Annotated in this window: 15 protein-coding genes; 10 read left to right on the forward strand and 5 right to left on the reverse strand. The window is 45.8% G+C overall.

Features of this window, described 5'->3' with window-relative positions:
* Positions 1 to 214: 214 nt before the first annotated feature.
* The 4 genes from ACX5KA_RS16685 (at position 215) to ACX5KA_RS16700 (ending at position 6,544) form a co-directional block, all read left to right on the forward strand.
* Positions 215 to 1,999, forward strand: a complete 1,785-nt coding sequence (locus ACX5KA_RS16685; protein ID WP_039219987.1) for a DEAD/DEAH box helicase — start codon at positions 215 to 217, stop codon at positions 1,997 to 1,999.
* Positions 2,000 to 2,128: 129 nt separating this feature from the next.
* Positions 2,129 to 3,511, forward strand: a complete 1,383-nt coding sequence (gene cysG, locus ACX5KA_RS16690; RefSeq protein ID WP_069943717.1) for a siroheme synthase CysG — start codon at positions 2,129 to 2,131, stop codon at positions 3,509 to 3,511.
* Between the two features lie 318 nt (positions 3,512 to 3,829).
* Positions 3,830 to 5,398 carry a tryptophan halogenase family protein gene (locus ACX5KA_RS16695; RefSeq protein ID WP_039219992.1) on the forward strand — a complete coding sequence of 523 codons (1,569 nt, stop codon included), beginning with the start codon at positions 3,830 to 3,832 and terminating at the stop codon, positions 5,396 to 5,398.
* Between the two features lie 141 nt (positions 5,399 to 5,539).
* Positions 5,540 to 6,544 (forward strand): hypothetical protein, encoded by a 1,005-nt coding sequence (locus ACX5KA_RS16700; protein ID WP_458731696.1) that lies wholly within the window; start codon positions 5,540 to 5,542, stop codon positions 6,542 to 6,544.
* Between the two features lie 7 nt (positions 6,545 to 6,551).
* Here ACX5KA_RS16700 and ccoG read toward each other — a convergent pair whose 3' ends face one another.
* From ccoG to ACX5KA_RS16715, 3 genes are all read right to left on the reverse strand, one after another.
* Entirely contained in the window at positions 6,552 to 7,925 is a 1,374-nt protein-coding gene (gene ccoG, locus ACX5KA_RS16705; protein WP_458731697.1) for a cytochrome c oxidase accessory protein CcoG, read from the reverse strand.
* A gap of 234 nt (positions 7,926 to 8,159) precedes the next feature.
* The gene (locus tag ACX5KA_RS16710) at positions 8,160 to 9,557 is read right to left on the reverse strand and encodes an aminotransferase-like domain-containing protein (RefSeq protein WP_458731698.1); all 1,398 of its coding nucleotides are present in this window, start codon (positions 9,555 to 9,557) and stop codon (positions 8,160 to 8,162) included.
* A gap of 93 nt (positions 9,558 to 9,650) precedes the next feature.
* Complete coding sequence (locus ACX5KA_RS16715; RefSeq protein ID WP_014978266.1) at positions 9,651 to 11,048, reverse strand: PhoH family protein; 1,398 nt, start codon at positions 11,046 to 11,048, stop codon at positions 9,651 to 9,653.
* A gap of 365 nt (positions 11,049 to 11,413) precedes the next feature.
* On the opposite strand from ACX5KA_RS16715, the gene ACX5KA_RS16720 reads away from it, so the two are divergent.
* Complete coding sequence (locus ACX5KA_RS16720; RefSeq protein WP_458731699.1) at positions 11,414 to 11,656, forward strand: hypothetical protein; 243 nt, start codon at positions 11,414 to 11,416, stop codon at positions 11,654 to 11,656.
* Position 11,657: 1 nt separating this feature from the next.
* Here ACX5KA_RS16720 and ACX5KA_RS16725 read toward each other — a convergent pair whose 3' ends face one another.
* Complete coding sequence (locus ACX5KA_RS16725; RefSeq protein ID WP_458731700.1) at positions 11,658 to 11,966, reverse strand: DUF4019 domain-containing protein; 309 nt, start codon at positions 11,964 to 11,966, stop codon at positions 11,658 to 11,660.
* Positions 11,967 to 12,020: 54 nt separating this feature from the next.
* Positions 12,021 to 12,449, reverse strand: coding sequence for a helix-turn-helix transcriptional regulator (locus ACX5KA_RS16730; protein WP_458731701.1), 429 nt, complete (start codon positions 12,447 to 12,449; stop codon positions 12,021 to 12,023).
* A gap of 330 nt (positions 12,450 to 12,779) precedes the next feature.
* Between ACX5KA_RS16730 and rapA the strand changes: the two genes are divergently transcribed.
* The 5 genes from rapA to ACX5KA_RS16755 all read left to right on the forward strand — a co-directional run bounded on the left by rapA (position 12,780) and on the right by ACX5KA_RS16755 (position 19,331).
* Positions 12,780 to 15,641 (forward strand): RNA polymerase-associated protein RapA, encoded by a 2,862-nt coding sequence (rapA, locus tag ACX5KA_RS16735; protein ID WP_458731702.1) that lies wholly within the window; start codon positions 12,780 to 12,782, stop codon positions 15,639 to 15,641.
* A 49-nt stretch (positions 15,642 to 15,690) separates the two neighbouring features.
* Positions 15,691 to 16,407 carry a bifunctional tRNA pseudouridine(32) synthase/23S rRNA pseudouridine(746) synthase RluA gene (gene rluA / locus ACX5KA_RS16740; protein WP_458731703.1) on the forward strand — a complete coding sequence of 239 codons (717 nt, stop codon included), beginning with the start codon at positions 15,691 to 15,693 and terminating at the stop codon, positions 16,405 to 16,407.
* Positions 16,408 to 16,560: 153 nt separating this feature from the next.
* Positions 16,561 to 17,448, forward strand: coding sequence for a DUF3530 family protein (locus tag ACX5KA_RS16745; protein WP_039217457.1), 888 nt, complete (start codon positions 16,561 to 16,563; stop codon positions 17,446 to 17,448).
* Positions 17,449 to 17,590: 142 nt separating this feature from the next.
* Positions 17,591 to 17,914 (forward strand): hypothetical protein, encoded by a 324-nt coding sequence (locus ACX5KA_RS16750; RefSeq protein ID WP_039217459.1) that lies wholly within the window; start codon positions 17,591 to 17,593, stop codon positions 17,912 to 17,914.
* 70 nt (positions 17,915 to 17,984) lie between these two features.
* Positions 17,985 to 19,331 carry an AmpG family muropeptide MFS transporter gene (locus ACX5KA_RS16755; RefSeq protein WP_458731704.1) on the forward strand — a complete coding sequence of 449 codons (1,347 nt, stop codon included), beginning with the start codon at positions 17,985 to 17,987 and terminating at the stop codon, positions 19,329 to 19,331.
* Positions 19,332 to 19,408 lie beyond the last annotated feature (77 nt).

Consider the following 19,408-nt stretch of genomic DNA (forward strand, 5'->3'; position numbering starts at 1 on the left):
TGTGCAATTTCGTGGCAACCTGTCCATTATTCGAATATAATACTGTTTTTTGCAACACTGCTGGCAAGCATATCGCGAAATACGCTAAGAATACGCTTCATTAACTCGCCGGACAGGCCAGTTCAACGCTGTATAGCGTCTTGCGATAATAAACCGAAAAAGTACGGTTTAGTCGTATGCCGCACCCTCCTTACTTAATGCACCAGGACCCTTAATGACAACAACTGTCGACATGACATTTAAAGACCTCAATTTACCAGAACCAATCTTACAAGCCCTTGAAAAAGTTGGCTACGAGAAACCGTCTCCTATTCAGGCTGAGAGTATTCCTCTTATTCTTGAAGGGCACGATTTACTCGGTCAGGCACAGACAGGGACAGGAAAAACCGCTGCGTTTGCCCTGCCTATGTTGGCAAATATCGATCCTGAGCAACGTAAGCCGCAATTACTGGTATTGGCCCCAACCCGTGAACTAGCTATTCAGGTTGCAGAGGCGTTTCAGGTTTATGCGAGCTTTAGTCAAAAAATTAAAGTACTTCCAGTATACGGCGGTCAGTCGTACGACAACCAAATTCGCCAGCTTAAGCGCGGCGTTCAAGTGGTTGTGGGTACACCAGGCCGTATCATTGACCACATAAAGCGCAAAACACTAGACTTAAGCGAACTTAAGTTCTTAGTGTTAGACGAAGCTGACGAAATGCTTCGCATGGGCTTTATTGATGATGTTGAACTTATTCTTAGCCACGCACCAGAAGAGCGCCAAACTGCGCTGTTCTCGGCAACTATGCCTGGCCCGATTAAGAAAATTACTCAACGTTACTTAAAAGATCCTAAGCACGTTAAAATTGCGTCTAAGGTAAGCACCGCGAGTACAATTCGCCAGCGTTACTGCCAAATCGCACCGCACCACAAACTTGAAGCGCTAACCCGTATCATGGAAGTGGAAGTGTTCGACGGTATGATCATATTCGTACGTACGAAAACCGCTACGGTTGAACTAGCAGATAAACTATCTGCTCGTGGTTACGATGTAGAGCCGCTAAACGGTGATATTCCTCAGGCAGCCCGTGAGCGTACTGTTGAAAAGCTTAAGCAGGGTAAAATTGATATCCTTGTTGCTACCGACGTAGTAGCCCGTGGTCTTGACGTTGAGCGCGTAAGCCACGTTATCAACTACGACATCCCGTACGATAGTGAGTCATATGTACACCGTATTGGTCGTACTGGTCGCGCTGGACGTCAAGGTGATGCAATCTTGTTTATTTCTCACCGTGAAAAGCGCTTGTTGTTCTCGATTGAGAAAACCACTAAGCAACCTATTGAAGCGATGCCAATTCCTTCAATTAGCGAGATAAATGAAACCCGTTTGAGCCGCTTTAAGCAGTCAGTTGCCGAAGCAGCGCAAGACGATAGCATTGAGTCATTAATGCCAATCGTTGAGATGATTAAAGAAGAAAACGAAGCTTCTCCTGAAGTTTTAATGGCTGCGCTACTTAAAATTGCGCAAGGTGATGAGCCGTTAATTCTTAAAGAATCAGATCGCCCTGATATCAACAGCAAGCCTCCGCGTGATAGCCGCGACAGAAACTCTCGTGACGGTCGTGAGAGAAAGCCGCGAGTACCTCGTGGAAACCGCAAACCTGAAGAAGGCATGCAGCGCTTCCGTATTGAAGTGGGTCATGTTCACGGCGCTAAGCCTGGTAATATCGTGGGCGCTATTGCGAACGAAGCGAATATTAATTCGAAGCACATTGGCGCTATCGAAATTTATGACAACTTCAGCACGGTAGACCTTCCTGAAGGCATGCCGAAGGAAACGCGCGATACGCTACAGGGCACCCGTGTTGCCGGTCAGCGTTTAAACATTCGCGAATGGTCAGATACACCGCCGGCTAAAGGTCGTGGCGATCGTGGTAACCGTGGTGACAGAGCGCCTCGCGGCAATCGTGAAGACCGTCCTAATCGCGGAGATCGCGAAAACCGTAAGCGTAAGAACTAAATAGCAACACATTCAGCCTTTATATAACTAATAGCAATATAAAGGCTGTTTTCGTTGTTTTCTAATTAAAAAGAATTGGCGCAAAATAGTGTCAGTTCTTTTTTTGTATTTGAAGCTAAGAAAACCTTTATGGATTACTTTCCGTTATTCCTAGACGCCAGAAAACTCAATGTTCTAATTGTTGGGGCTGGTGAAGTAGCAGCCCGTAAGCTAGAGCTTATTATGAAGACACCTGCGACCATCACTGTAGTGGCGCCTTGGGTTTGCGATACGGTGAAGCAATTGGCGCAAAATGAGAAAGTAACACTTATTGAACGAGAGTTTGAAAATAGTGATCTCACCCATAAAGATATGGTCTTCATTGCCACAGATAAAGGCGATGTTAATCAACATATTCACGACTTAGCGCGCGCTAACAAAGTGTTGGTGAACGTGGTGGACAATACGCCGCTTTGCCAATTCATCACCCCCTCTATTGTTGACCGCTCTCCTATCGTTATTGCTATGAGTAGTGGTGGTGTAGCGCCTGTTTTGCTTCGTTATTTACGTCAAAAGTTAGAGACTGTACTGCCTGCTAACTTAAGTCGATTGGGCGCGTTTTCTGAAAAATTTCGCGACAAAGTAAAGCAAACGCTTAATGGCGTTACCGCTCGTCGATACTTTTGGGAAGACGTGCTCGATGGTGACATTGCTGAAATGGTAGAAAAGGGCCAAGACAAAAAAGCCGATGATGCATTTGAATTAGCACTGCAAGCCGCCGCTCAAGACAAAAAAGTAGAAGGGCAAGTGTATTTAGTAGGAGCAGGCCCTGGCGACCCCGACCTTCTCACCTTTCGCGCATTGCGCTTAATGCAAAAGGCCGACGTGGTAGTCTATGACCGCTTGGTATCGCCGCAAATTCTTGAGCTTGTACGCCGTGACGCTGAGAAAATCTATGTTGGGAAAGCTAAAAGCAATCACACGCTTCCCCAAGACGACATTAACCAATTAATGGTTGATGAGGCTAAAAAAGGCAATCGTGTGGTGCGTTTAAAAGGCGGCGACCCATTCATATTTGGACGTGGTGGAGAAGAAATTCAAACACTTATTCAGCACGGCATCGACTTTCAGGTAGTTCCCGGCATAACCGCCGCAAGCGGGGCGTCTAGCTATGCTGGCATTCCACTTACTCATCGCGATCACGCACAGTCTGTGGTATTTGCCACCGGTCACCTAAAAAATGGCACTATCGACCTCAACTGGCCTGCCCTTGCACAGAAAAATCAAACCGCTGTGTTTTATATGGGTTTGACAGGCTTGCCGATTATCTGCGAAAAGCTCATTGAACACGGTCTTGATGCCAATACGCCTATCGCTTTAGTTCAATCGGCGACTACCGAAAAGCAGGCGGTACTAACAGGCACGCTGAGCAATATTGTGGCTAAGCAAGAAGAGGCGCAATTACAGCCTCCTACACTTATTATCGTCGGTTCAGTTGTTAGTTTACGTGACGAACTAAACTGGTACCAATAATCCCTTCCTGCCCCTTTGTGTAAATAAAGGGGCTCTGTACCAGCTTTTCCGTTTATGAACGTCGGCTTCTACTTACCTCCTCTTCAACATTGCTCTGCCGCAATTTCCCAACCGACTACCAACATCTGCCCCAATAATTTCCCTCTGTATTATTGGCAGTAAACAATGCTGCCTGTACTCGTAGTTAATTGCGTTATTTCCTGACTACCGACTAATTATGTAAACGTTTCCACTTACATTTAAGCCCCATTTAATATACATTTAAGAAAAACCAAATCGTTAACATTTTGTTTTCATAAAGTAGGCTTTGGGAAAAATATGCATCAAGCGAATAGCCCCCTTCGTCGTATTGTTGTTGTAGGTGGTGGTGCCGCTGGCTGGTTAACCGCTTCAATCATCGCTGTAACGCACAAGCACGATGACAATATTAGTGTCACCTTAGTTGAGTCACCAGATGTCAGTATATTGGGTGTAGGCGAAGGGACGTGGCCTACTATGCGCAGTACGCTTCTTAAAATTGGTATCAGTGAAGAAACCTTTTTAGCTCAGTGCAATGCGTCTTTTAAGCAGGGTACCAGTTTTCACAATTGGCGCTCAGACACCATTGAACATCAGTACTACCACCCTTTCAGCCTGCCATTTAGGTACTTTGAAAGCGACGTAGCAGCATGGTGGCAAAGCTACGCAGCAGAGCAAGATTTTGCACATGCTGTATGTTCCCAGGCCGCGTTATGCGACCATCACCTCGCACCCAAGCAGCGTCAAACGCCTGCGTATGCTGGCATTGCAAACTATGGTTATCACCTTGACGCAAACAAGTTTGCAGCCCTACTTCAAAAGCACGCGACAACGGTTTTAGGTGTTCAACATATTGTGGATCATGTGGATGATGTGGTTGGCTCATCTTCAGAACCTATTGCTGCAATAGTGGGTCGTGAACACGGTAATATTACTGGTGATCTATTCATAGATTGTACAGGCTTTGCGGCAAGGTTAATTGGTCAGCACTATGGTGTCCCCTTAACATCTTGCTCCAACGTACTGGCCAACGACAGTGCTATCGCAATCCAAGCTCCCTACGTTGACAGCTCAGTTGATATTGCCTCTACCACACACTCAACAGCTCAAGACAGTGGCTGGATTTGGGACATTGGTTTGCCTTCGAGAAAAGGTGTGGGATACGTGTATAGCTCGGCGCATTGCAGTGAAGATGAAGCAAGAGCAACACTGGAGACCTACTTAAAGCACGACAAGAAAACCGCTGATGTGGATGTTAGCAAAGCGAGAAAGATCACATTCTCACCGGGCTACCGTAAAACGCTTTGGGTAGAGAATTGTGTCGCCATCGGCACATCTGCTGGCTTCCTAGAACCTTTGGAAGCGTCGGCGCTTGTCATGATTGAATTATCTGCCACCCACATAGCAAAACAACTGCCTAGAACATATAAAGAATGCCAAGCGGCTGGTCGACAGTTTAATCAGGCTTTCGAAAAAAAGTGGGAAAGAATAGTCGACTTCCTAAAGCTTCATTATGTGTTGAGTGAACGTGAAGCTTCTGCGTACTGGCGTGATATGCGGAACCAAGAGAGCTGCTCCACCCAGTTACAAGATTGGTTAACCCTGTGGAAAAGCCGCAGTCCTATTTCATCTGATTTTGAACTTCGTGAGGAATTGTTCCCCGCGGCCAGCTATTTGTTTGTTCTATACGGCATGGGATTCAGGTCGCAGTACAATGATGTCTATCAAGCTAATTTACACACCCCTGAACAGCGGCAGGCCTACGCAAAACATGTACAAAGTATTCAGCAACAACTCAGTGGTTTACCCACTAATCGACAGTTTTTGAATCAAGTAGCACAATCCCAAGGTCTCTCAATGCATTATTAACGCCCACTGCCCTTTGCTAGGGTAATGGGCTGGCACGACCCAAGGCAAAGGCTTCAAAATAGCCTTTGCCTTGTTTTTTTCATTTTCACGCGCATACTCACAAAATGAGTGATCAATTATTGAGTTAACCCAACGATAACAATGAAGCTTCACACTAACTCGAAAAAAAAGAACATTTGGCGCTTTATTAGTAAGGTAACGAGATACCTTGGCCTCGCAACGACCCTTGTGGTTTTCCATGTTCAGCATGCGCTCTCTGAACAACTCGAGTTCAAAAGAAAGAAGACTGATACCGGCATGCAGTTCTATTACGAATGGATTGACGGTGCGAAGCAGCGACATAACCTCAAGTTTGAAATTCCCTTTGAGTCAATTGAAGACTTGCCGCTAAGGCAAACTAATTACAAGCCCAAAATAGCACAGCGACACGTGACTGTTGCGTTGACCAAAGCAGCAAAGGCTATCGACCCCAAGGACGCAAAAGTAACAATCAAGCCCTTGAGAGAAGCCATTAATATTAAAGTGTCGGGGACTGACGAAGAGAAAATAGAAGACGTTCAAGCGCATTTACGTAACGTACAGCAAAACGCTTACGATAGCTACTTGCATGAACATTACTTCACGCGCTTTACGACTTTATTTAACCAAAGTGCCATAAAGCCAGACCACCTGCGTTACATCTCTGAGTCAGTAAAACCTTTGGTGTCCGTTTCTCAAGCGTTTTACGAGAAAGTCGCGTCTGAGTCAGATTCAAGAGCCTATTTTTCTTTAATTCTCAGTTGGCTGCAAAGCATCCCTTACGACACGTTAGAAGATAGAGTAGTGAGTAATGGCTCTGGGTATGCGCCGCCCATTAGTGTGCTTATGCAGAACCTAGGGGACTGTGACAGTAAAGCAGTGTTAGCGTCTTCAATGGTAAGAGCTTTTTTACCTACTACAAAGATGATTGTGCTTTACCTGCCCAACCACGCTTTGCTTGGAATTGCATTAACCCCCATGGCAGATGACCGAACCATAGAGCACGATGGCGACGTTTACGTGCTCTATGATCCTACGGGTCCGGCACTCATTCCCTTCGGACAAGTATCAGAAGATACAGAGCGCTACATTGTGACCGGGCGCTACCAGGTAGAAGTAGTAGAGTAAGTTTCATCTACATTTGCTTGTTATTCCCTGAATAGAACATCACTTCATTGCCAATCACACTGTTGGTAGATTTATCGATAATAACAAAGCTAACAGATTGCATGGTATTAGCCATTGGCGACAATGCTTCAACTGAAAACGGCACATTTCGCTTTTCGCCTGGTGCTACGTTTATAGTCGGTACGTTAATAAGCTGCATATCTGATGGCGTTTCTATAGCAATTTCATAGGTTTTGGCCACGCGGGATTTATTTAAAACGGTTAACGTATAAGTGTTTTCAATGTGTCCCGCGTTGTTCTCTCTGTAAAGCGCGTTGCGGTCACGGCTAATTGAAGCTTCGAAGTCCTGCCTGTCGATAGCCCACTCGCCCATTGCGAGCAGTATGGCAATGATTGCGGCGCCGTAAAGATAGTTAGTGAATTTACGCCCAGAATTCCTGCCGGCTCCCGAAAAAATGATAAGTTTGAGCGGATAGCCAAATTTGGCCATGACCTTGTCGCATGCGTCAATACACAGGCCACAGTTAATGCACTCGTACTGAATTCCTTCACGAATATCTATGCCTGCTGGGCAGACTTGAACGCACAAATTACAATCCACACAATCGCCCAAGTCTTTGTGCTGTGAAAAACGCTTCCTTGGCCCGCGACTTTCTCCTCTCGTTTCGTTGTAAGTAACCAATGACGTACTGTTATCAAACATCGCAGCTTGAAAGCGAGAATAGGGGCACATGTGCGTGCACATTTTCTCTCGAAGCCAACCGGCATTGGCATAAGTGCAAACGGCAAAGAACATTGTCCAGCCTGAAATTAACGCAGGCGCAGAGAAAGTGAAAAACTCCGTATAAAGACGAGATGCCGGATAGAAATAAGACATAAAAACCAGCGCAGTAATAAGGCTTAATGCCAACCATGCACTGTGTTTTGCCCCCTTTACGACTACTTTTGTTAGTGAGCTAGGCTGCTTATCTAAAGCCTTGCTTTGATTGTGCGTACCTTCAATACGGCGCTCTACCCAATTGAAAGCCAGAGTCCATACGGTTTGAGGGCAAGTAAAGCCACACCATACTCGCCCGTAATGACGGGTGACTAAAAACAAAACAAAAGCCGCAAGAATAAACAGAAAGGCAAAAATCATGAGGTCTTGTGGATACAACACCCATGTAAAAAGCGTGAGGGTTTGACGCCCCACGTCAAACAAAATCGCCTGCTGTCCTTGGTATTGAATAAAGGGGAGCGCAACAAACAGCGTCACTAATACTATATTCAAGTATCGACGTATTTTTTGAAAGTGCCCGGTTTCCTCACGGATATAGATTTTTTTGCTTTCTACGGGTGTACAAGCAATGATGTCTTCTTGCCGAATTTTAACTGCCGTCATTAGCTTTCTCCGAAAATTTTGCGCTAATGGTAGGGATTTAAGGCCGTTAAAATAGAAACAGATTAGGGGTTTCTTTATAGATCAGTTGCAATAGATTTTAAGGCGCAGATATTTAAGGCGTAGGCTTTGAAGTCGCAGATTTTTAAGGTGAATGTTTTTCTTATTTCAAACCTGCACCCTATACATAATGTGCAAAAACTACGGTTTGCGTTACGCAGATTGATAACACGTTATTTATGAAAGACTTTTTATAAATAACGAAAGCTTAAGCAGTTGATTGCGCTTCGCTTCATTCAGAGCAAACGATGCATTTAAACGAAAACAATGGTTAAACTCATTGGTTAAGCTAAACAGTTTTCCAGGCGCAATGGTGATGTGTAAACGCAACGCTTCTTTATAAATAGCCATTGCATCAACATGCCCCCGGCATTCCACCCACAAAAAATAGCCGCCGCTATGTGTATGAATAGTCGCAACGTCTGATAGAAGGTCGGTAAGCAGCGCCGTTATCGTCTTCTTACGAGCGATGAGTTTTTTTCGCAGCTGCTTTAAATGAGACTCGTAATTTTTTGTGGATAAATAGTCTACAAGCGCAAGCTGTATCGGCGCACTGGTTGCCAATGTACTCATAAGCTGCTGTTTTTGTATTTCAAGGGCACGCTTACCTGCGGCGACCCACCCTATTCTGTACCCCGCCACTAAAGACTTGGAGAACGATGAACACAACATGCTATCTCCCTCTTTCATAAAATGCTTAATTGGCAGAGGTGGACGCTTGTCAGCATAAAGCTCGGCATACACATCATCTTCAATAAGGGCAACATTATACTTATCCAGTAACGCGGCCACCTGCTGTTTTTGAACGTCACTCAATGAGTATCCAACAGGATTTTGAAAGTTGCTCATAAGCCAGCAGGCTTTCACATTATGATTTTTAAATGCGCGCTCAAGTGCAGCTACATCCAGGCCAGTGTTGGGTGATACCGTTACAGTAATCGCTTTTAGACCTAAACGTTGAAGCGCCTGCAGCGTTCCATAAAACACCGGCGACTCGACGACCACCCAGTCTCCTGGTGTGGTGCATGCCTGCAAACTCAAGTTCAGCGCCTCTAGCGCACCAGCGGTAATAATGATTTCATCAGGCGATATATTCACGCCTTTGGCGGCATAGCGCTTAGCGATGATTTTTCTAAGGTCCAGGTTGCCTGGAGGCAAATTATCCATAGCGCTGGTCAAGGAAATTTGCTGGGCAGCAGCTGCAATAGACTTATTTAAATGTTGCCTTGGATAAAGGCTTGGGTCGGGGTAAGCAAATCCTAAACTGAACATGTGGGGGTCGCGAGAGGCCTGCAGCACTTCATATACAAAGTCGTTAATGCTGACGGCTTCTGTGGCCTGTACACGTTCTTTTGAGGAATTGCTCGCTTTAGCGGTTACCAGAAAGCCCGAACGTTCTTGGGAGCTGACTATACCTTGGCTTTCTAACATCTGATAGGCGTGCAGCACTGTCATTAGGCTGAAGCCTGTTTGTGCTGCCTGTTTGCGAAGAGATGGGAGCTTTTCGTTTTCTACCCACACGCCGCGCTCAATCTGCTCTTTAAGTTGGTGAGCTAAAACTTCGTATTTAGCCACGTTTTACTCCGATAGTTCCCACTAGCGGAGTATAACAGTGAGGACAGTATTCTGTTATAAAAACAATACTGCCAATTTACGCATTATCTTAGGTTATAGATTTTCTTCAGCAAAACTCGCAAGACGACTTCTTACCACGCCGTCTAGGTTAATGGTGGCACTGCCCGAGAAGTCTTTAAACTTCTCAACCAAGTAAGTAAGCCCCGATGTCACTGCGCTCAGATAGTTACTGTCTATCTGCGCCAAGTTACCGCCCACTATCAGCTTCGTTCCTTCACCACAACGTGTGATGATCGTTTTAAGCTGTGACGCGGTTAAGTTCTGCGACTCATCCAAAATCACAATCGCATTTTGAATACTTCGGCCTCGCATAAAGTTTACCGACTTGTACTGAATGTTGGCTTTTTCCATGATGTAATTCATAGAACCTTTGGTATTTTCGTCGTGCTTGTGGAGTACTTCCAAAGAATCGGTAATAGCGGCCAACCAAGGCAGCATTTTTTCTTCCTCCGTTCCCGGTAGAAAGCCAATAGACTCTGCGATTTCCGGTGTACTTCGCGTAACAATGATTTTGTCATACATATTGCGCTCTACCACCATCTCAAGGGCCGCTGCTAGCGCAAGGAGTGTTTTACCACTACCTGCCGGGCCGGTAAGGATCACCATATCAATATGCGGGTCTAGCAGCGCATGAAGTGCCATTGCTTGCCCAATATTTTTAGGCGTTATGCCCCACGCGTGGCGACCCATTAAGCGCTCGTAACCTAAATCCAACACCTCTAAGTGATCGTCGGTAATCTCTTCTACCAAGCCAGCAAATTGCTTAGTTTCATCTAGTAAGAACTCGTTTACATACGCTTCTGGCAACATAGACTTGGGGATGGTGTGAATCGTATCGCGTCCTTCACTGCGACTATCCACGCTCTTTACGCTGTCCCAAAAGTTACCTTCAAAGGTGTGAAACCCGCGAGATAGATATTTAATGTCAGTAATTAGCTGGTCGGTGCGGTAGTCTTCAACATGAGCGAGGCCTGCCCCTTTGGCTTTAAGGCGCATATTTAAGTCTTTAGTAACCAACACCACTTTTTGCGGCGCAAAGGTCTTTTGCAAATGCAGCGCAACGTTAATAATACGGTTGTCATTCTCGTTGCTGGTAAAGACTTGCTGAGCCTCAACCATGTTGAGGTCGGCAAATATAGACAGACTCCCTGTAGGTGCCGTTTGACCCGCGCCCAACCCTTCCATCGATACACCCGCTAGCATATCTTCTGGCGTTGCGTCGTGGAGTAAATCCTCCATTGCCCGAATGGATACCCGTGCATCACGCGCCACGTCTTTTTTGCTGTCTTTGATGTAGTCGAGCTCTTCCAATACGGTCATTGGAATAACAACGTCATGTTCTTTAAAGGAGAGAAAAGCGTGAGGTTCGTGCAGCAGAATATTGGTATCGAGGACGTAAATCTTAGTATCGGTAGAATTTTTTCTTGGCATCCTTCACTCCGGTAAATAAAGCCAGGTTAGACGTATTGTTCATTTATGAACGCACGCGCTAACAAGCTACAGTTACGGTTGTAGGAGAATGCCGCTCGAAACAGGACTTCTTCCCCTACTCGCGTCGACTGAGAAGCAGTACTACTCTTTCTGCCTCAAAGGTTCGTTTGTTAAATTAGCGAACCCTTAATTCCACCATAATCCAGTTTTTGAGATTTAGCACTGTTTTTTCTTTTTTATTTTTCGTTAGAGCAAGTGATAAGCGAAGAGCAGTCCCTTTACGTAATATGAGATAGCACAGCGCTCCAAAGGCTCGTGCTTATAAAAACGGGCACTTCAATCTTTATTATTCATGCGGGATGATAATGCACCGCGCCATTGATAGCGTAGTGCAACAAAAAACGTTAGGTGAGGAGTCGCTGTTCACCGTATGGAAGCGACTTCAAAAAGCAGTGAATAGTGGCATGCCGCCTGGCACAGCGACGTTCTTGACCTTGTTAGAGCCCTACAATGCACCTGAACTTATCAAAGCCATCAACAATGCAACGAGCGATGATGCTATAAAAGCCATTCAAGGGATTGAAACTTTGTACCAGTTACCTGAGTAGGCTACTTAATGAAGTAGCCTATTGCTTTATATTCGCCATCAACTTCAACCATAGAAAGGGTCTCTATTTTCATTGTTGTTTTTGAATCAAAGTCAGTGGTGAACGACAAAATCAGGTAGTTTCCTTTAGGCAATCCCGGCAGTGAAGTTGGCGCCTGTGCTAACGCGATTTCCCTCGACTTGGCTGCCCCCAATGGCTCCCTGACTAGCTGCATTGCCTCTGCCCATTTAGCTATTGAAATACCGCTTCTAAAAATAGTCCCACTCTCTTTCCAGCTTTGTTCATATTCGCCGCTGTCGATAAGTTCCAACCAGCTTTTTGCATCTTCAAGGACTTCGCTACTGACATTAACTGGCTTGCCCGCTTAAATTACTTGGTTGCTACCATTGTTCGCATTGACCGTTTGCGCATAATAAATAGCAACAAACAAACTGATGGCGAGCGCTAGCGTGACCCAAAGAACATGTTGGGGATTCAACGACGTTGGGCGGTCATCCTGCTGAGTAACGCCATGCTGAGCTACCGCACTGTCACCCGCAGTAGAAATTTGCGTGGCTGGCTGCCTTTGAGCATGACTTGGGGTGGCGTAGGATTCCCCCATTAAAAGCGCATCGGGCGTCGTTTCGAAAACCGAAGCAAGTGCGCCTATTGAATCGTGTGATGCAGATTGTGTTTTCTCAATTCGCTGAATAGTACGCAAACTCAATCCAGACACATCTGCCAGATGCTGCTGACTCCATGCCCTAGCATTGCGAAGTTGTATAAGCTTTTGACTGTCTACTTTCATATCCATCTCGCGCTTCCTCCTGTTAACTGCGCTTCTCATACGTTAAAAACGTAACGCGGTTAACAGTAAGAAATATCCATGGTCAGTGATACGACAGTTTTACGTCAACCCTGTGACAAAGCAAGCCTGATACGCACGTCAACGTTCTTATTCTTTTGCTACCAGCATTCTCGTTGTGAAGCAATGAAGGCCTACTAGTGCTAATCGTATTGTTAACGCAGAAGCATAGGTACTCAATCCCCCCACCTGCAACCCCAAATCAAATGAGCTAGTATTAATGACTTATCACAACGCAATGCGTACAATACCGCCCCCCGAAAAATAGGTTGGTGATTTATGAGTTCAGATAGTCAATTTTCAGTTGGTCAGCGTTGGTTAAGCAACACAGAAATAGAGCTGGGGTTAGGTGTCGTTATTGGTAGCGACTTCCGTTCTGTCGAAGTGTTGTATCCAGCAACAGGCGAAGCGCGAAAGTATACTAAGCAAGATGCGCCGCTTACGCGACTAATTTTTGAAATTGGCGAAACGGTCAAAAGCCAAGACGGCTGGGAAATGACCATTACTGAAAAAGAAGAAAGCCAAGATCTTTTCATCTATCACGGGCTTCGCGAAGACACCAAAGCGCAAGCGCGATTACCTGAAACCATGCTAGACAGCCACATTCGCTTGAACCAACCTGAAAAGCGCCTGTTCAGTCAGCAATTAGACAACCCTAAATGGTTCGATTTGCGCGAGCGTGCTTTAGATCATCAATATGATTACTTACGTTCAAACACCATTGGTCTTGCAGGTGCGCGCATATCGCTTATTCCGCACCAACTCCACATTGCGTCAGAGGTAGGCGGCAGACACGCACCTCGCGTATTACTTGCCGATGAAGTAGGTCTTGGTAAAACCATTGAAGCCGCGTTGATTATTCACCAGCAGCTTAAAACAGGCCGCGCAGAGCGCGTGCTTATTTTGGTTCCAGACTCGCTCATGCACCAATGGTTAGTTGAAATGCTTCGTCGCGTTAACCTTCCTTTTGCCATTTACGATGAAAGTCGTTGCGAGGCTATAGAGAAGAGCGAAGGCTTACAAGATGACGAAACGTCTGACGCGAGCGCTGTGAATCCATTTGAAAACGACCAGCTGGTACTTTGTAGTATCGACTTCCTAAGCAAGAGCGAAAAACGCCAGCAGCAAATTCAAGCTGCAGGATGGGATTTAATGGTTGTCGATGAAGCCCATCACCTTGCGTGGTCAAGTGAGGCTCCCTCAGCCGAATACCTGTGTGTAGAAGCGCTGGCAAACCAAACACCTGGCGTATTACTGCTTACCGCAACACCTGATCAACTTGGTCACGAAAGCCACTTTGCACGCTTGCGCTTGCTCGACCCGGCCCGCTTCCATAGCTACGACGCTTTCTTAGATGAAGAATCGAAATACAGCCAACTGGCCGATGCGGTAGCGCCATTACTTTCAGACGCCGAGCCTAACGACAAACAGCGCAGCAAGCTCGCTGAATTCGCGCCTGACGTAATGGAACATGCGGGTGATTTAAGCTCGCCAGAAAATCGCCATGCGTTGCTGCACCAACTTATCGATTGTCACGGCACAGGTCGTATGCTGTTTAGAAACCGCCGCGCCAATATTGAAGGCTTTCCGGAGCGTAAATTAAGCGCGTACGAGTTAGCTTTGCCTGAGGTTTATTCAGATGCCGTGAGCGGCGGCGACTTAACCTATTCACTGTATCCTGAACGTATGGCAAGCGTGGTTAACAGCTGGACCAAGCAAGACCCGCGCGTTGAATGGCTGCTTGATTTCATGCAAAGCGTTAAGCCAGAAAAGATTCTGCTTATTTGCGCAAGCGCCCGTACAGCGCAAGAGTTAGGTGAGGTTATTCGCACACAAACCGGTATTCGCCACAGTGTATTCCACGAAGGCATGAGCATTGTGGAGCGCGACAAGGCGGCCCATTATTTTGCTGATGAGGAAGACGGCGCACAAATTCTACTGTGTAGTGAAATTGGCAGCGAAGGCCGTAACTTCCAGTTCGCTCACCATTTGGTGCTGTTCGATTTGCCTATTACGCCAGATCTGCTTGAACAACGTATTGGTCGCCTTGACCGAATTGGCCAAACTCAAACCGTACAAATTCACGTGCCGTATTTAGCGAAAACCGCGCAGCACGTATTGCTAGATTGGTATCACGAAGGGCTAAATGCTTTCGAAAAGACCTGCCCTACGGGCTCTGGCGTATTCGACGACGTTAAGCCGTTGCTTATTGGTGCCTGCTTACACCCTGACGATATGAACGCGCGTGACGAGCTAGTGAACATGAGTGTTACGCTTAATAGCCAGCTCGTGGCGCAGCTTGAAGCCGGTCGCGATCGTCTTCTTGAGCTTAATGCCTCGGGTGAAGGCCGCGTAGAACAACTGCTTGAAGACATTATTACCCTTGATAGCGAACAAGATTTGTCGCGCTTTATGGGTCGCGTTTTCGATGCTATCGGTGTTCAGCAGGATGAAAAAGGCAATGACTGCTTTATTCTTATGCCAACCGAGTCGATGGTGAGCCAGCTTCCGGGTCTTGACCCAGAAGGCATGACAGTCACTTACAAGCGCCGTGTTGCCACCACGCTAGAAAACGTGCAGTTTTTAAGCTGGGATCATCCACTTGTGCATACCGCCATGGACGTAGTACTCACCGACGTACACGGAAAGAGCAGCATGGGCTTTATTGCCGAGCCTTCTTTGCCAAAAGGCGCGTACTGGATTGAAGCGTTATTTGTGCTACAGGCACAAGCACCTAAATCACTTCAACTAGGCCGCTTCTTACCTCAAACACCGGTTAGAGTGTGTTTAGATGCACAAGGCAATCCGTCTGAATTAAGCTTCGACGTTAAGCGTAAAATTGGACGTAAGATTTCGGCTCAGCTTCTAAAAGCCTTGCAACAGCCGCTTGAGCTTGCCATTGAAAAGGCGCGTAAGCTTGCCCATCAGCAAGCTAACCAAAAGCAACACGACGCACTTAACAGCATGCACAGCACGCTTAACGAAGAAATACAGCGCTTGCGCGATCTTCAAAAGCGTAACCCAGCAGTACGTGACAGCGAAATTGAGTTTATTGAAACGCAAATGAACGCCCTTGATAAAGTTATTCAGGATGCAGATGTTCAGCTGGACGCCATTCGTATTGTGGTAAATAACCCGTAACCTCGAAAGGTTAAACATTCAAAAGCGACGGTGAAGTAACGAGTACATAATGGCGAACCCAAGTTTTGTTTATAACCCACCGATGACACCTTATCTTGATATTTTGTATCAAGATGAGGACATGGTGGTTGCGCATAAACCTAGCGGGCTATTGAGCGTTCCGGGCAAAGCTTTAGAGCACCGCGACTCGCTGATTAGCCGGGTGAACCGTGTGTACCCCACCGCCACAGTAGTGCATCGCTTAGACATGGCGACTTCGGGTATTTTGGTGCTGGCGCTTAATAAAGATAGCCATCGCCATATCTCGAAACAGTTTGAGTTACGTCAAACTAAAAAGCGCTACTTCGCCCGGGTTCATGGACATGTAGAACAAGACAGCGGAGAGGTTAACCTTCCCCTTATTTGCGATTGGCCAAACAGGCCGAAGCAAATGGTAGACTTTGAGCGCGGAAAAAAAGCCGTAACGCACTTTGACGTCATTGAGCGTACACTGGATGAAAAAGAACGACCCTATTCTCTCGTTGCCCTTTATCCCATTACCGGTCGCTCTCACCAACTGCGAGTACATATGCTTGCTTTGGGTCACCCTATTTTGGGAGATAGACTCTATGCGTATGAAGAAGCGTTATCCATGGCGCCTCGTTTACAGCTTCATGCTGAAAGCTTGAGTTTTTCCCACCCAACACTAGGCCATTGGCTGCACTTTAATGTCGCCATCCCTTTTAGTCCGTTTTGCCCACCTCCGCTTTCAGAGCGCATTGAGTAGCCCCTTAATGCGTCTCGGCCTTAATTAAACAACATTATTTTAGTTTTAAAGGACGTTGCCGATAATCTTAATAGAACGAGTTCGTTTATAAACTGATTTGATGCTGGCACAACTGTCCGTATCAAGGTGATAGTTAAAGGCATACCATTTTTTATGAAGAGGCACGCTCTCCTTTTAACCTTTGCATTGATTGTTTCGCTGCTGCCTATGACGGCTCATTGCGACTTTTTTACGGACGTAAAAAATGCTTATCTGCCAGGTGAAGTAAAAGCCCTTATGGTAGGCGAATTGGAAGCCCCAATCATTGAAGTTGAGGCAAAAACACCGCTTCCCTTGGGTGTTGCCATTGTGCTCACAGAGCCTTTTCCATCGAGCCTTACCCTCGCACAAGGAAATAGCTTAGCAAATATGCTTGCAGAGAAAGGCTGGAATGTCGTTATAAGCCCTTTCAACATGCCCGTAAGTTCGACCACCGCCAAACCCAATGGTGAACAGGACAGCGAAATATTGACAGAGGGAGCCTCGCCATCAACTGATACAGCGAAAGTCATTCACCCTAGAAGTAACCAACTGACGCAGTACCTCAACTTTGAAACATCGACCACAGCCTTAGCGTTACAGCTTAATGCCCTAGACAATTATCTACAGAATAGAACAGGCTATCGCATGGTCATCGCGCAGGGCATGCTTGCTACCGCTTACCTGTCTTCTATAGAAACACAGCCTGATTTACAACCTGACACGTTTGTGGCTATTTCGCCGTTTTGGCCAGAGGAAACTACAAACAACTTAGTAATTGACACTATAGCGAAAGCGAGCTTCCCAGTGCTCGACCTATCTCTCAGCAACTTTAATGACTGGGAGACTAGCACGACTATGAAAAGGAAAATTAGAGCAAAAAATAAACTGAAGTTACACTACAGGCAAGTTATTATTCCAAATAACTCTTTAACCTTTAGTATAAAAGAAATTGAAAAAACACCTAATATTCAAATGGTTGCAAATAGCACCATAGGCTGGACACGGCATCTAGGCTGGTAATTCTTGCTTCTTGAGATTACGCTAAATTAACATCCAAAACAGTGACCTACCCACAATAAGGCAAATAACGGGTTATTGCAGTCATTGGTAACGATGTAATGGACTATACTAATTTAAGCAGACAAAGACGGTTGAGTTACTCGTGAATGTTCAGGATTTTGTAGATAACAAAGCGAAACAGCTGTGTTTCTATTTGAGGGCATTTTGGCAGGGAGAGCTTCCTATCGAGGAAATCGAACTATTCTTTTGGGATAGCATGGAAGAATGGGGACAAATTGAATGCACGCTAACACAGCCTTACACGCAGAAGGAACGTGTATTTTGGCATTTGCTTCACCAAGTGCATTACTGGAATGAAGAAAAATTGACGAAAGACCAGTTTCTTGTTGATGAGCTTACTAATTGCGTCAATTTTCTTGAAGGCCTAGGGCACTGTCCTCTAGACTGCGTGGGTATCCGCCCTTAAATCTCTCTTACCTAACCGCGGTAATTATACCAATCCCCCTTCACAGTTTTATTGCTAAACACCGTGGTTCATGGCTCAATACACTTTTGAGTTAACGCCAAAGGTCGAAGTATTGCTAACTGCATTAAAAACGTTCAATGACAAACGTTACCTAACCATTTTTCTTTTAGGCATTTCCAGTGGCTTTCCTTGGATCATGATTGGTTCGGTATTATCAGCATGGTTAAAGGATGAAGGGTTATCGCGTTCGGCTATTGGTTTGTTTGGCATCATCTTCGCTACTTACTCATTTAACTTTTTATGGTCTCCTCTTGTCGACAAACTCAAGCCCCCACTATTAGGGCTGCGACGAGGCTGGATTTTTTTGATGCAAAGCTGTGTCGTACTACTGTGCTTAACCATGTCACAACTCAACGCTGACCATGATTTATTTTACGTTGCATTAATCGGCTTATTGATTGCCATTGCCTCTGCTACCCAGGATATTGCTATTGATGGCTTTCGGATTGACTGTATTGAACAAGGTGATAAAGACGGTATGTCAGCCGCCTCATCGATGGCGACCGCCGGTTGGTGGACAGGTTACGGTGGCCTTGGTGCTATTCCCTTTTTTTTAGCAGATCTAACGTCGTGGTCATGGCCAAACATATACCTATTACTGGGTGCTATCATGGCTTTATTGGCCTGTGCGACTTGCTTTGCCAATGAACCAAGCGTAGATAGAGAAGCCCTGCTTGGCCGAATAACAAATGCCCATGCAAATAACTCTGCGGTGATCAATTGGTTGAGAACAACGCTTATTACGCCATTTTCTGAGTTCTTTAGTCGAAATGGCATCAAGCTGGCAGCTTCATTTTTATTATTCATTTTCCTTTTTAAAATTGGTGAAGCTTTTTTAGGCCGCATGAGCATTGTGTTCTACAAAGAGGTCGGATTTTCAAATAGCGATATTGCCACTTATTCAAAGCTTCTTAACTGGTGGGTGACGATCGTCTTTTCACTACTAGGTGGGCTAGTCAATATCCGTTATGGTATTTATCGAGGGCTGATGATTGCGGGAGTTGCTATGGCGGCTTCAAACCTTCTGTTTGCGCTCATTGCGCAAACGGGGCCTTCTACGTCACTGTTAGCCATTACTGTCATTGTAGACGGTTTTACAGGAGCATGGAGCACTGTAGCTATGGTCGCCTTTATATCGCTTCTATGTAATCGTGCTTTTAGCGCCACTCAGTATGCCCTTATGGCCTCGCTCAGCGTTGCGGGGAGGACGTTAGTCGCCTCTAGCAGTGGCTTGGTTGTGGATAGCCTGAGCGGAAACTGGAGCTTATTTTTTATTTTAACGGCGGTTATGGTAATACCGAGCCTTTGCTTTTTATACGCTATTAGGCATCACATTAAACGCGTTGAAACGTCATAGTTAAACGGCTCTATTCTTTTTTTCTTCCAATTAATTTGACGACACTTCCTTGCAAGTTAGCGTTAGTTGCCTACCTT

The sequence above is a fragment of the Alteromonas alvinellae genome (assembly GCF_902705805.1).